Here is a 13,393-nt window from a genome sequence, read left to right as displayed (position 1 = left end):
AACGCTCGTCAAATGGCTTGGCTGCGCCGGGAAGGCGGCAGCAGTTGGGCGATGGGGCCGGCGTTGACGGCAGCGTCGTGCTGGCCGAAGCAGGCGTTGTAGGTGGCAATGATCTCGCCGGCGATGGACACGGCGATCTCGATCGGCAGCTTGCCCTTGACCTCGGCCAGGCCCATCGGGCAACGCATGCGCGCCAGCAGTGCGTCGTCGTAGCCGCGCTCGCGCAGGCGGTGCTCGAACTTGACGCGCTTGGTCTTCGAGCCGATCAGGCCGAACCAGGTGAAGTCATTGCGCTTGAGGATGGCCGCCGTCAGCTCCAGGTCGAGCTGATGGTTGTGGGTCATGACGATGCAGTAGCTGCCAGGCGGCAGGTCGGCGACTTCGTCGACCGGTTCCTCGCTGATGATCCGGCTGACCCCATTGGGGATCTGCTCGGGGAATTCCTGCTCGCGCGAGTCGATCCAGCGCACCCGGCAGGGCAGGGCGGCGAGCAAGGGTACCAGAGCGCGGCCGACATGGCCCGCGCCGAACACGGCGATCTGCGCCTGCACCGCGGCCATCGGCTCGAACAGCAGCACGGTGGCGCCGCCGCAGCATTGGCCCAGGCTCGCACCCAGGCTGAAGCGCTCAAGGTGCGGGGTGCTGCGCTGCGCCTCGAGCATTTGCCGGGCGATGTGCAGGGCCTTGTATTCCAGGTGGCCGCCGCCGATGGTGTCGAACAGCTGGCGGGCGCTGACGACCATCTTCGAGCCGGCGTTGCGCGGGGTCGAGCCGCGCTCCTCGATGATGGTCACCAGCACGCAGGGTTCACCCCGTGCTTGCAGGTCGGCGAGGGCGTTGATCCATTGGTGCATGATCCGGAACCTCTCTGAAGATCTACACGGCCTCTGTGGGAGCGGGTAAACCCGCTCCCACAGGGTGGCGTCGTTAGTGCGTTACGCTTTCCACTTCCTGTTCAGCGGGCTGCTGCGCCGCCACCGCCTTGCGCATCTGCTCGCAACCCCAGAGCACCCGCTCCGGCGTGGCCGGGGCATCGATGTCTGGCTGCACGCGGTAGCCGGCAATGCTCGCCACCGCATCCTTGATCGCGCACCAGGCGGCCATGCCGAGCATGAACGGCGGCTCGCCGACGGCCTTGGAGTGGAACACGGTGTCTTCCGGGTTCTTGCGGTTTTCCACCAGCTTGACCCGCAGGTCCAGCGGCATGTCGGCCACGGCCGGGATCTTGTAGCTGGCCGGGCCGTTGGTCATCAGCTTGCCCTTGGCGTTCCACACCAGCTCTTCGGTGGTCAGCCAGCCCATGCCCTGGATAAAGCCGCCCTCGACCTGGCCGATGTCGATCGCCGGGTTCAGCGAGTCGCCAACGTCGTGCAGGATGTCGGCGCGCAACATCTTGTACTCGCCGGTCAGCGTGTCGACGATCACCTCGACGCAGGCCGCGCCAAAGGCAAAGTAGTAGAACGGCCGGCCGCGGGCCTGGCTGCGGTCGTAGAAGATCTTCGGCGTGCGGTAGAAGCCGGTGGTCGACAGCGACACCTGGCCAAAGTAAGCCTGCTGGACCAGCGTCTCAAAGCTGACGATCTCCTCGCGAATGCGCACATGGCCATTACGAAACTCGACGTCCTCCTCGGTGACCTTCCAGTGCCGTGCGGCAAACTCGGTGAGGCGCTGCTTGAGAATCTCGGCGGCGTTCTGGGCGGCCTTGCCGTTCAGGTCGGCGCCGCTGGAGGCGGCGGTCGGCGAGGTGTTGGGCACCTTGTCGGTGTTGGTGGCGGTGATCTGGATGCGCTCGATATCGACCTGGAACACCTGCGCGACGACCTGCGCCACCTTGGTGTTGAGGCCCTGGCCCATCTCGGTGCCGCCGTGGTTGAGGTGGATGCTGCCGTCGGTGTAGATGTGGATCAGCGCCCCCGCCTGGTTGAGGAAGGTGGCGGTGAACGAGATGCCGAACTTGACCGGGGTCAGCGCCAGGCCTTTCTTCAGGACCGGGCTGTGCTCGTTGAAGCGGCGGATCGACTCGCGCCGCTCGGCGTAGTCGCTGCTGGCCTCGAGGTCGGCGGTCATTTCCTCGAGCAGGTTGTGCTCGACGGTCTGGTAGTAGTGGGTGACGTTGCGCTCGGTCTTGCCATAGTAGTTGGCCTTGCGCACGGCCAGCGGGTCGCGGCCGAGCTGGCGAGCGATGTGGTCCATCACCTGCTCGATGGCGACCATCCCCTGCGGGCCGCCAAAGCCGCGGTAAGCGGTGTTGGAGGCGGTGTTGGTCTTGCAGCGGTGGCCGTGCACGGTGGCATCGCCCAGGTAGTAGGCGTTGTCGGAGTGGAACATCGCCCGATCGACGATCGAGCCGGACAGGTCCGGCGAGTAGCCGCAGTTGCCGGCCAGGTCGAACTGGATGCCATGCAGGCGGCCATCGTCATCAAAGCCGACGTCGTACTCGACGTAGAACGGGTGACGCTTGCCGGTCATGGTCATGTCTTCGACCCGCGGCAGGCGCATCTTGGTCGGCTGGCCGGTCAGTCGCGCGATCACCGCGCACAGGCAGGCCGGGCTGGCCGCCTGGGTTTCCTTGCCGCCAAAGCCACCGCCCATGCGGCGCATGTCGAGGACGATCTTGTGCATCGGCACGTCGAGCACTTCGGCGACCAGCTTCTGCACTTCGGTGGGGTTCTGCGTGGAGCAGTAGACGATCATGCCGCCGTCTTCGGTGGGCATCACCGAGGAGATCTGGGTTTCCAGGTAGAAGTGCTCCTGGCCACCGATGTGCAGGGTGCCCTGCAGGCGCTGCGGGGCGCTGGCCAGGGCGGCGGCGGAGTCACCGCGCTGGTGGGTGTGGCTGTCGAGCACGAAGTGCTTCTTGCGCAAGGCTTCGACCACGTCGAGCACCGGCTCCAGGTCCTCGTACTCGACGATCGCCGCCATCGCTGCGCGGCGTGCGGTTTCCAGGTCACGGGCAGCGACCGCGAGCACCGGCTGGCCAAAGAACTCGACCTTGTCGATGGCCAGCAGCGGGTCACCGGCGACCACCGGGCCGATGTCCTTGAGGCCAGGGATGTCTTCGTGGGTAATGGCGATGCGCACGCCCTCGAAGGCGTAGCACGGCGTGGTGTCGATGCGCAGGATGCGCGCATGGGCGCGGTCGGCGGTGCGCGCATAGACGTGCAACTGGTTGGGGAATTCCAGGCGGTCGTCGATGTACACCGCCTCGCCGGTCACGTGCTTGTCGGCGCTGTCATGCTTGACGCTGCGGCCGACCCCGGTGGTCAGGTCCTGGCGGAACAGCTCGGCCATCTCGGCCTGGCTCTTGACGGCGTGATGGTTAGACATAGGCGGTCACCCGGGTTTCGATGTGCGGCGATTGCAGTTCGATGAAGTACTTGCGCAGCAGGTTTTGCGCGGTCAGCAGGCGGTACTCCTTGCTCGCCCGGAAATCCGTGAGCGGGCTGAAGTCTTCGGCCAGCGCCTGGCAGGCACGCTCGATGCTGGCCTGGGTCCACGGCTTGCCGCGCAGTGCGGCTTCGCAGGCGCGAGCGCGTTTGGGGATCGCCGCCATGCCGCCAAAGGCGACGCGCACGCCGCTGACCACACCGTTTTCGATGCTCAGGTTGAACGCCGCGCACACCGCAGAGATGTCGTCGTCGAGGCGCTTGGAAACCTTGTACGCGCGGAAGGTCCAGTCGTCGGTCGCCCGCGGCACGATGATCTTCTCGATGAACTCGCTGTCCTGGCGTGCGGTGATGCGGTAGTCGATGAAGTAGTCTTCCAGCGCCAGGGTGCGCTGGCGCTGACCTTGACGCAGGACCACCTGGGCATCCAGGGCGATCAGCAGGGGTGGCGAGTCGCCGATCGGCGAGGCGTTGCCGATGTTGCCGCCGAGGGTGCCCTGGTTGCGAATCTGCAGCGAGGCAAAGCGGTGCAGCAGGGCGCCGAAGTCGGGGTATTCCTCGCTCAGCGCGCCGTAGCAGTCGGTCAGCGGGGTGGCGGCGCCGATCTCCAGGTGCGTGGCGCTCTTGTCGATGCGCTTGAGCTCGGCGACGCCGCCGACATAGATCATCACCGGCAAGGTCTTGTGGAACTGGGTCACTTCCAGCGCCAGGTCGGTACCGCCGGCCAGCAGCCGTGCCTCGGGGTGCGAACTGTAGAGGTCGGCCAGGTCGGCGACGGTCAGCGGCACCAGGCAGCGTTTGTCGCCGCTGTTCAGCTCGCCGGTCTCGGACGGCGCGATGGCCTTGAGGCGGGCGATGGTCTGCGCCTGCTGCGCATCGAACTGATCGCGGCAGGGCGTGGCGCAGCTCTGTTTGGCCGCGTCGAGGATCGGCCGGTAGCCGGTGCAGCGGCACAGGTTGCCGGCCAGGGCTTCCTGGGCCTGGTGCAGGTCAGGGCCGTCGCTGTTCTTCTGCAGGGCGAACAGCGACATGACGAAGCCTGGGGTGCAGAAGCCGCATTGCGAGCCGTGGCAATCGGCCATGGCCCGTTGCACGCTGTGCAGCTCGCCCTGGTGCTTGAGGCCCTCGACACTGATCAATTGCTTGCCGTGCAGCGACGAGACGAAGGTCAGGCACGAATTCAGGCTGCGGTAGCGCAGGCTGTCCTGGCCCTGGTCGTCCTGGGTCAGCTCGCCGACCACCACGGTGCAGGCACCGCAGTCGCCACTGGCGCAGCCTTCCTTGGTGCCGGGTTTGCCTAGGTGCTCGCGCAGGTACTGCAGCACCGTCATGTTCGGGTCCAGGGCGTGCTCATTACGCAGCTCCTGGTTGACGAGAAACTGGATCACGGGGAAGGCCTCGCAATGGTTTTATTGTTGTTCCGGCGGACTCTAAGCAGGCTTGTCCTGTTGGTCAATATTTTTCTGACCCAAAGGTCAAGAAATCATTCGCGCCGACGCTGCACCGCACAGGGCGCCTTTACTACAAGCATAGATCGCGCCGTGTAGCCGGTGGCTGAAACGCCGAATAAACCGCCATCCCCCTCTGCGCGACGCCCAGGCAAGTGCGCTACAATCCGCCCCTTGTGTCCAGTTCAATGATTTTGAAGGAAAACCATGACGTTCAAGGCGCCGGACAGTCTCTCCGAGCAAATCGCCGATTACCTGGCCGAGCGGATCATCCGCGGCGAGCTTGCACCAGGCGAGCGGATCCAGGAGCAGAAGGTCACCCAGGCACTGAACGTCAGCCGCGGCTCGGTGCGCGAGGCGTTGCTGATCCTTGAACGTCGCCATCTGATCGCCATCTTGCCGCGCCGTGGCGCCCACGTGACCACGCTCGACGAGCGCAGCGTGCGCAGCCTGTGTGCTCTTATGGGCGAGTTCTACATCCTGCTCGGCAACGCGGTTGCCCAACGATGGCGCACCGAGAGCGACCTGATGCCATTCATGGGCATTCAGCGGCGCTTGCAGGAGGCCCATGCCAGCACCGATATCAAGACCTTTGTCGCCGAAAGCTTCGCGGTGATGCGCGCGGCCTACCCGTTCGCCGACAACCCGTACCTGCAGGAAACCGTCGAAAACCTGCAGCCAGCGATGAGCCGCGCCTATTACCTGGCGCTGGACCAACGCCAGGCCAACATGCTCGACTACCTCGAGCTGTTCGACCGCCTGCTCGCCGCGGTCGTCGCCCGCGACCTGCCGCGCATCCGCGAAGTCCTGACTGCCTATTGCCAGCGCAGTTGCGAGCTGGTGCTGGCGGCGCTGGCGCGGACCTGACCGATGCGCCTCAAGTGCATTCGCCTGGCCGGGTTCAAGTCGTTCGTCGACCCGACCACGGTCAACTTCCCCAGCAACATGGCGGCGGTGGTCGGGCCCAATGGCTGCGGCAAGTCCAACATCATCGACGCGGTGCGCTGGGTGATGGGCGAAAGCTCGGCGAAAAACCTGCGTGGCGAGTCGATGACCGACGTCATCTTCAATGGCTCGACTAGCCGCAAGCCGGTCAGCCAGGCCAGCATCGAGCTGGTGTTTGACAACAGCGACAACACCCTGGTCGGCGAGTACGCCGCCTACGCCGAGATCTCGATCCGCCGCAAGGTCACCCGCGACGCGCAGAACACCTATTACCTCAACGGCACCAAGTGCCGGCGCCGCGACATCACCGACATCTTCCTCGGTACCGGCCTGGGGCCGCGCAGCTACTCGATCATCGAGCAGGGCATGATCTCCAAGCTGATCGAAGCCAAGCCTGAAGAACTGCGCAATTTCATCGAAGAAGCCGCCGGCATCTCCAAGTACAAGGAGCGCCGCCGCGAGACCGAGACGCGCATCCGCCGCACTCAGGAGAATTTGGCCCGCCTGACCGACCTGCGCGATGAGCTGGGGCGCCAGCTCGAGCGGTTGCATCGCCAGGCCCAGGCGGCCGAGAAGTACCGCGAATACAAGGCCGGCGAACGTCAGCTCAAGGCGCGCCTGTCGGCCCTGCGCTGGCGCGACCTGGACGCGCGCGTGCAGCAGCGTGCAACGGTTACCGGCGACCAGGAAGTGGCCTTCGAGGCGCTGGTGGCCGAGCAGCGCAACGCCGATGCCGGTATCGAGCGCCTGCGTGATGGCCATCACGAGCTGTCGGAGCGTTTCAACCAGGTGCAAGGGCGCTTCTATTCGGTTGCCGGTGACATCGCCCGGGTCGAGCAGAGTATCCAGCACGGCCAGCAGCGCCTGCGCCAGTTGCAGGAGGACTTCAAGGAGGCCGAGCGCACGCGCCTGGAAACCGAATCGCACCTGGGCCACGACCGCACCTTGCTGGCGACCCTCGGCGAAGAGCTGGCAATGCTCGAGCCCGAGCAGGAGATGACCGTGGCCGCTGCCGAAGAGGCGGCCGCTACGCTCGAAGAGGCCGAGCTGGGCATGCACGGCTGGCAGGAGCAGTGGGACGGCTTCAATACCCGTTCGGCCGAGCCGCGGCGTCAGGCCGAGGTCCAGCAGTCACGCCTGCAACAGCTTGAAACCGGCCTGGAGCGCCTGGCCGAACGCCAGCGCAAGCTCGGCGAAGAGCGCGATCAGTTGGGCGCCGACCCGCAAGATGCGGCCATGCTGGAGCTGGCCGAGCAGGTCGCCAGCAGCGAGCTGCTGCTCGAAGAGCTGCACCTCAGCGAACAGGAGGTGGTCGAGCGGCTCGAGGGCGTGCGCGAGCAATTGCAGCAAGCGACCCAGGTCCACCAGCAATTGCAGGGCGACCATCAACGCCTGGGCGGTCGCCTGGCGTCCCTCGAAGCCTTGCAGCAGGCTGCGCTCGAGCCTGCTGCCGGTGCCGTCGACTGGCTGCGTGCGCAGGGCCTGGAGCAGCGGCCAAAGCTGGCCGAGGGGCTGCGGGTCGAGCCCGGTTGGGAGCTGGCGGTGGAAACCGTGTTGGGCGCCGATCTGCAGGCCGTGCTGCTCGACGACTTCGCCAACCTCGATTTCACCGCGCTGGAGCAAGGCGAGCTGCGCCTGCTGCTGGCCGACGGTGAAGGTGCGCGACTGCCTGGCAGCCTGCTCGACAAGGTCGAGGGGCGCACCGACCTCAGCCACTGGCTGGGCCAGGTGCGTCCCGTTGAAAGCCTCGAACAGGCGCTGGCTCAGCGTGCCAGCCTCACTGCCGGGCAGAGCCTGGTCAGCCGTGACGGCTATTGGGTCGGTCGGCACTTTTTACGCGTTAGCCGCGGCGGCGAGGCCGAGGGTGGGGTGCTCGCCCGAGGTCAGGAAATCGAACGGCTGGCCCTGGAGCAAAGTGAGCAGCAAGCGCTGCTGGAGCAACAGCAGGAGCAACTCGAGACGCGCCGTGAGCAACAGCGCGACCTCGAAGAGCAACGCGAGCAACTGCGCCGTCGCAGCCAGGACGAAAACCGCCAGCACGGCGAGCTCAAGGCACGCCTGTCTGCCGGCCGTGCTCGCGCCGAGCAGTTGGAGCTGCGCCGCCGCCGGCTTGAGGAAGAACTGACCGAGCTGCAAGAGCAACGCGCCATCGAGCACGAGCAGCTGGGCGAAGCGCGGCTGATCCTGCAGGACGCGCTCGACCTCATGGCCCAGGACACCGAGCAGCGCGAGCAACTGTTGGCGCGCCGCGACAGCCTGCGTGAAGGCCTCGACCGGATCCGCCAGGAGGCCCGCCAGCACAAGGACCACGCCCATCAATTGGCCGTGCGCCTGGGCTCGTTGCGCGCTCAGCACGACTCCACCCGCCAGGCCCTGGAGCGTCTCGAGCAACAGGCCGCGCGCCTCAGCGAACGCCAGGAGCAGTTGAGCCTCAACCTGGAGGAGGGCGAGGCCCCGCAAGAAGAGCTGCGCCTGAAACTCGAAGAGCTGCTCGAGCGGCGCATGAGCGTCGACGAAGAGATGCGCCTGGCGCGCCTGCACATGGACGAAGCCGACCGCGAACTGCGCGACGTCGAGAAGCGCCGCAGCCAGGCTGAACAGCAGGCGTTGCTGCTGCGCGGCCAGTTGGAGCAGTCGCGCCTCGAATCGCAAGGCCTCGAGCTGCGCCGCACGACTCTGCAGGAGCAGCTGCTGGCCGATGGCTTCGACCTGCAAGGCGTGCTCGCCACGCTCGAGCCTGAAGCCAGCGAGCAGGGCACCGAGCAGGAGCTGGAGCAGATGGAAGCGCGTATCCAGCGCCTCGGCGCGATCAACCTGGCGGCCATCGAAGAGTACGAGCAGCAGTCCGAGCGCAAGCGCTACCTCGATGCCCAGGACGCCGACCTGGTCGAAGCGCTGGAGACCCTGGAAAACGTCATTCGCAAGATCGACAAAGAAACCCGCAACCGCTTCCGAGATACCTTTGATCAGATAAATGCCGGTTTACAGGCGCTTTTTCCAAAAGTTTTCGGTGGTGGCAGCGCTTACCTGGAACTGACGGGCGAAGATCTACTCGATACTGGGGTGACGATCATGGCGCGTCCGCCGGGCAAGAAAAACAGCACGATCCACCTGCTGTCCGGCGGCGAAAAAGCCTTGACCGCGCTGGCCCTGGTATTTGCCATCTTCAAGCTCAACCCGGCACCGTTCTGCATGCTCGACGAGGTCGACGCACCGCTCGACGATGCCAACGTCGGGCGCTACGCCCGGTTGGTCAAGGAGATGAGCGAGACCGTGCAGTTCATCTACATCACCCACAACAAGATCGCCATGGAAATGGCCGATCAACTGATGGGGGTGACGATGCACGAACCGGGCTGTTCACGTCTTGTAGCAGTTGATGTTGAGGAAGCAATGGCCATGGTTGACACCTGATGAGCGAAGTTACGGCGTTTTCCGCAGGTAAAACCGCCTGTCTTGTGCGACAGACGGTGTAAAGTTGCGTTAGGTCGTGCTAGCTTAATGTCACGTGTATTTTGCGTGGGTAAAACGCCTGTCAGAACATAGAGTTGGCGCCACGTGTTAAAGGGCTTTGAACCCTTTGTTTTCAAGCATATTTTTGATAGAGGCACGGGATTACATGGAAATCGGTCTGCGCGAGTGGCTGATCGTCATCGGCATCATTGTCATCGCCGGTATTCTTTTCGACGGCTGGCGTCGCATGCGTGGTGGCAAAGGCAAGTTGAAATTCCGTCTGGATCGCAGCTATTCCAACCTGCCCGAAGAAGAAGGCGGCGCGGAAGTGCTCGGCCCTGCGCGCGTGATGGACGACCAGCACCGAGAGCCGGCGCTGGACGAAACCGATTTGCCGTCGGTCAGCGCCACGCGTGAACGTGAGCGTGAAGCCAAGCCGTCCAAGGCGGCCAAGCAGCGCGGCAAGCGCAGTAACAGCGAGCCCCAGCAGGGCGACCTGAGCCTGGCAGCCGAGCCGCGTGAAGCCGACCTGTTCGCCGAGCCGGACGATGCCTACGAGACCGACAGCAACCGCAGCAGCGGTTTCGCCCCGTCGTCGACCGCGAGCAGCAGCGTCAAGGACCTGCCGCCGGCCGAAGAAGTGCTGGTGATCAGCGTCATCTCCCGCGACGAAACCGGCTTCAAGGGCCCTGCGTTGCTGCAGAACATTCTCGAAAGCGGCCTGCGTTTCGGTGAGATGGACATCTTCCACCGTCACGAAAGCATGGCCGGTCACGGCGAAGTGCTGTTCTCCATGGCCAATGCGGTCAAGCCGGGCGTGTTCGACCTGGACGACATCGACCATTTCAGCACCCGTGCGGTGAGCTTCTTCCTGGGCCTGCCGGGCCCGCGTCATCCGAAGCAGGCCTTCGATGTGATGGTCGCCGCCGCCCGCAAGCTGGCCCATGAGCTCAACGGCGAGTTGAAGGATGACCAGCGCAGCGTACTGACCGCGCAGACCATCGAGCACTACCGCCAGCGCATCGTCGAGTTCGAGCGCCGCGCGCTGACCCAGAAGCGTTGAGATAACCGCCCGGGCGGATCCTGCCTCGATCCTGCCCGTGATGATCCAAGCAAAAAGAGCAGCCCCGGGGCTGCTCTTTTGCTTTGCAAGAGAAGACGACCATGACTGCCGAATCCCGAATCCATCAGCTGCGCGCCGAGCTCGACCAGCACAACTACCGCTACTACGTGCTCGACGAGCCCAGCGTGCCCGACGCCGAGTACGACCGGCTGTTCAACGAGCTCAAGGCGCTGGAAGCCGAGCACCCGCATCTGGTGACGCCCGACTCGCCGACCCAGCGGGTCGGTGGCAGCGCGCTGGCCGCGTTCAGCCAGGTGCGCCATGAAGTGCCCATGCTCAGCCTGGGCAACGCCTTCGAGGAAAACGACCTGCGCGAGTTCGATCGGCGGGTGGTGGAAGGCCTCGACCAGCCCGGCGCGGTCGACTACAGCTGCGAGCCCAAGCTCGACGGCCTGGCGGTGAGCCTGCTGTACCGTGACGGCCAGCTGGTGCAGGGCGCCACCCGTGGCGACGGCAGCACCGGCGAGGACATCAGCAGCAACGTGCGCACCGTGCGCAACATCCCGCTCAAGCTGCAGGGCAGCGGCTGGCCGGCGGTGCTGGAAGTGCGTGGCGAGGTCTACATGAGCAAGGCCGGCTTCGACCGGCTCAATGCTACCCAGGCCGAAAGTGGCGGCAAGACCTTTGCCAACCCGCGTAACGCCGCCGCCGGCAGCCTGCGCCAGTTGGACTCGAAGATCACCGCCAGCCGCCCACTGGAGTTCTGCTGCTACGGCCTTGGCCAGGTGTCCGAGACCATCGCCGACAGCCACATCGGCATCCTCGAGCAGCTCAAGGCCTGGGGCCTGCCGATCAGCCGCGAGCTCAAGCACGCGGCCGGCATCGAAGAGTGCCTGGCCTATTACCAAGACATCGGCGCCCGGCGCAACGACCTGCCGTACGAGATCGACGGCGTGGTGTTCAAGGTCAACAGCCTGGCCTCGCAGCGTGAGCTGGGTTTCCGCGCACGCGAGCCGCGCTGGGCCATCGCCCACAAGTTCCCGGCGCTGGAAGAGCTGACCGAAGTGCTCGACGTCGAGTTCCAGGTCGGTCGTACCGGCGCGGTGACTCCGGTGGCGCGCTTGAAGCCGGTGAAAGTGGCCGGCGTGACGGTGTCCAATGCGACCCTGCACAACATGGACGAGGTCGCCCGCCTGGGCCTGCGCATTGGCGACACGGTGATCATCCGCCGCGCCGGTGACGTGATCCCGCAGGTCATGCAAGTGGTGCTCGAGCGCCGCCCAGACGATGCCCGCCCCGTGCAGGTGCCGACGGCGTGCCCGGTGTGCGGTTCGCAGGTCGAGCGCACCCAGCTGATCAAGCGCAGCAAGGGCAAGGAAACCACCAGCGAAGGTGCGGTGTACCGCTGCGTCGGCCGCCTGGCCTGCGCCGCCCAGCTCAAGCAGGCGATCATCCATTACGTGTCGCGCCGCGCCATGGACATCGACGGCCTGGGCGAGAAGAGCGTCGAGCAGTTGGTCGACGAAGGCCTCATCCGCTCGCCAGCCGACCTGTACAGCCTCACGTTCGAGCAGATCGTCGACCTCGAAGGCTTTGCCGAGGTGTCCAGCAACAAGCTGCTGGAGGCGATCAAGGACAGCAAGCGCCCGAGCCTGGCGCGCTTCATCTACGCCTTAGGCATCCCTGACGTCGGCGAAGAGACCGCCAAGGTCCTGGCGCGCTCGCTGGGCAGCCTGGCGCGCGTCCAGGTGGCGCTGCCGCAGATCCTGACGTATCTGCCCGACATCGGCCTGGAAGTCGCCCACGAGATCCACAACTTCTTCGAAGACGCGCACAACCGCGACGTCATCCAGCAGTTGCTCGACAGCGGCATGCAGTTGCAGGACGAAGGCGACCTGGCCCCCGAGTTCGCCGCCAGCACCACCCTGGCCGGGATGATCGCCAAGCTCGACATCGCCTCGGTCGGCCCCACTGGCGCTGAAAAGCTGGTGGCCAAGCTCGGCAGCCTCGAGCAGATCATCGCCGCCGACGGCATCGACCTGCGCCAGGCCTTAGCGGCCAAGCAGGCCGAAGCCGTGCGCGAGTTCTTCAAGGTCGAGGCCAACCAGCAGCTGGCCCGCGCCATCGAAGCGCAGCTGCGCGAATTCGGCATGCACTGGGAGAGCGAGAAGAAGGTGGTCGAAGGCTTGCCACTGGCCGGCCAGACCTGGGTGCTGACCGGTAGCCTCGAGCGCATGAGCCGCGACATCGCCAAGGACAAGCTCGAGAGCCTGGGCGCCAAGGTGGCCGGCTCGGTGTCGGGCAAGACCCACTGCGTGGTCGCCGGGCCGGGGGCGGGTTCCAAGCTGGCCAAGGCCAGTGAACTCGGGGTCAAGGTGCTGGATGAGGATGCGTTTATCGTCTTTTTGGGCGAGCAGGGCATCAGCGTTTGATGGGGTTGCGGGACAAGTCATTGAGAAATGATGGTTTTTTCTCCGTGAGGTGGTTGTAACTTCGTCTCAGAACGGTACAATGGCGCGGCTCGTCACATGGCGAGTAGCGTAGTGGTGGCCCCATCGGTCCCCCCGCAACGATTACCCGTTAACCTGGTCAGATCCGGAAGGAAGCAGCCACAGCGGGAACATCGTGTGCCGGGGTGTGGCTGGTGGGGCCGCCTCCATTCTGTAAGTCCTTAATTCTAAAGGGCTTTTTTCGCTAAAAATCTTGAAGTGGACCAGTGCTTAGGCATACCTAAGTGGTACACCATAAAGTCATTTTATCTCCCATCCTTCTCGTTTCTCAATCCCGACCAGCAGCAGCTTGTTTGGTGCGTCGCTATTGCTAATCAGTCTCGAAGGCGCTCAAGCGCTGTGTTTAAGGCATCTGCGTTCGTATCGAGAGCTTGTAGGGCAATCATCACGTTGTCGTGAACGTTGGTAGAGCCGCGTTGACGTACCCAGGTACTGATTTCCTCAATAGCCGCCCTTATGGCTAGCTGGTTGAGGTGCAGTAGTTCGAGGGTGTCGGCGGTAGTGGTGGCTTTGTCCATGTGTAGGCTCTGTAGGTTTGATGGTGTAAGCGTAAACCGTTTTTGCACGAAATTTAATTCCCCCCCCCCC

General features: G+C 64.8%; 8 protein-coding genes and 1 other RNA gene. 5 read left to right on the top strand and 4 right to left on the bottom strand.

Annotated elements, in window-relative coordinates; genetic code table 11:
* Nucleotides 1-8: 8 nt before the first annotated feature.
* The 3 genes from xdhC to xdhA all read right to left on the bottom strand — a co-directional run bounded on the left by xdhC (nucleotide 9) and on the right by xdhA (nucleotide 4,774).
* Entirely contained in the window at nucleotides 9-854 is an 846-nt protein-coding gene (gene xdhC / locus CCOS865_RS17760; protein WP_119143188.1) for a xanthine dehydrogenase accessory protein XdhC, read from the bottom strand.
* Nucleotides 855-927: 73 nt separating this feature from the next.
* Nucleotides 928-3,327, bottom strand: coding sequence for a xanthine dehydrogenase molybdopterin binding subunit (gene xdhB, locus CCOS865_RS17755; RefSeq protein WP_119143186.1), 2,400 nt, complete (start codon nucleotides 3,325-3,327; stop codon nucleotides 928-930).
* Nucleotides 3,320-4,774 (bottom strand): xanthine dehydrogenase small subunit, encoded by a 1,455-nt coding sequence (gene xdhA, locus CCOS865_RS17750; RefSeq protein ID WP_119143184.1) that lies wholly within the window; start codon nucleotides 4,772-4,774, stop codon nucleotides 3,320-3,322. The genes xdhB and xdhA overlap by 8 nt, the downstream gene beginning before the upstream one ends.
* Before the next feature lie 267 nt (nucleotides 4,775-5,041).
* Here xdhA and CCOS865_RS17745 point away from each other — a divergent pair, with 267 nt between their 5' ends.
* The 5 genes from CCOS865_RS17745 (at nucleotide 5,042) to ffs (ending at nucleotide 12,945) form a co-directional block, all read left to right on the top strand.
* Nucleotides 5,042-5,701: a GntR family transcriptional regulator gene (locus CCOS865_RS17745; protein ID WP_119143182.1), complete on the top strand. Its 660-nt coding sequence runs from the start codon at nucleotides 5,042-5,044 to the stop codon at nucleotides 5,699-5,701.
* Nucleotides 5,702-5,704: 3 nt separating this feature from the next.
* Nucleotides 5,705-9,193, top strand: coding sequence for a chromosome segregation protein SMC (gene smc, locus CCOS865_RS17740; RefSeq protein WP_119143180.1), 3,489 nt, complete (start codon nucleotides 5,705-5,707; stop codon nucleotides 9,191-9,193).
* A gap of 205 nt (nucleotides 9,194-9,398) precedes the next feature.
* On the top strand, nucleotides 9,399-10,295 hold the full coding sequence (gene zipA, locus CCOS865_RS17735; RefSeq protein WP_119143178.1) for a cell division protein ZipA: 897 nt from the start codon (nucleotides 9,399-9,401) through the stop codon (nucleotides 10,293-10,295).
* 101 nt (nucleotides 10,296-10,396) lie between these two features.
* Nucleotides 10,397-12,727, top strand: a complete 2,331-nt coding sequence (gene ligA, locus CCOS865_RS17730) for an NAD-dependent DNA ligase LigA (RefSeq protein ID WP_119143176.1) — start codon at nucleotides 10,397-10,399, stop codon at nucleotides 12,725-12,727.
* 121 nt (nucleotides 12,728-12,848) lie between these two features.
* An RNA gene (gene ffs, locus CCOS865_RS17725) (signal recognition particle sRNA small type) lies at nucleotides 12,849-12,945 on the top strand.
* Between the two features lie 174 nt (nucleotides 12,946-13,119).
* Here the strand turns inward: ffs and CCOS865_RS17720 are convergent.
* The coding region (locus CCOS865_RS17720; RefSeq protein WP_341868389.1) for a hypothetical protein at nucleotides 13,120-13,393 on the bottom strand (274 nt) is incomplete at its 5' end.

The organism is Pseudomonas reidholzensis, assembly GCF_900536025.1.
Taxonomy (GTDB): Bacteria; Pseudomonadota; Gammaproteobacteria; order Pseudomonadales; family Pseudomonadaceae; genus Aquipseudomonas; species Aquipseudomonas reidholzensis.
The sequence above is the reverse complement of the archived record's forward strand: the minus strand, read 5'-3'. Positions and strand labels throughout refer to the sequence as shown.

Bases quoted from the DNA above. Each gene is read 5' to 3' on its own strand.
- smc (WP_119143180.1), top strand. From the start codon at position 5,705: ATGCGCCTCAAGTGCATTCGCCTGGCCGGGTTCAAGTCGTTCGTCGAC.
- zipA (WP_119143178.1), top strand. From the start codon at position 9,399: ATGGAAATCGGTCTGCGCGAGTGGCTGATCGTCATCGGCATCATTGTC.
- CCOS865_RS17745 (WP_119143182.1), top strand. From the start codon at position 5,042: ATGACGTTCAAGGCGCCGGACAGTCTCTCCGAGCAAATCGCCGATTAC.
- xdhC (WP_119143188.1), bottom strand. From the start codon at position 854: ATGCACCAATGGATCAACGCCCTCGCCGACCTGCAAGCACGGGGTGAA.
- ligA (WP_119143176.1), top strand. From the start codon at position 10,397: ATGACTGCCGAATCCCGAATCCATCAGCTGCGCGCCGAGCTCGACCAG.
- xdhB (WP_119143186.1), bottom strand. From the start codon at position 3,327: ATGTCTAACCATCACGCCGTCAAGAGCCAGGCCGAGATGGCCGAGCTG.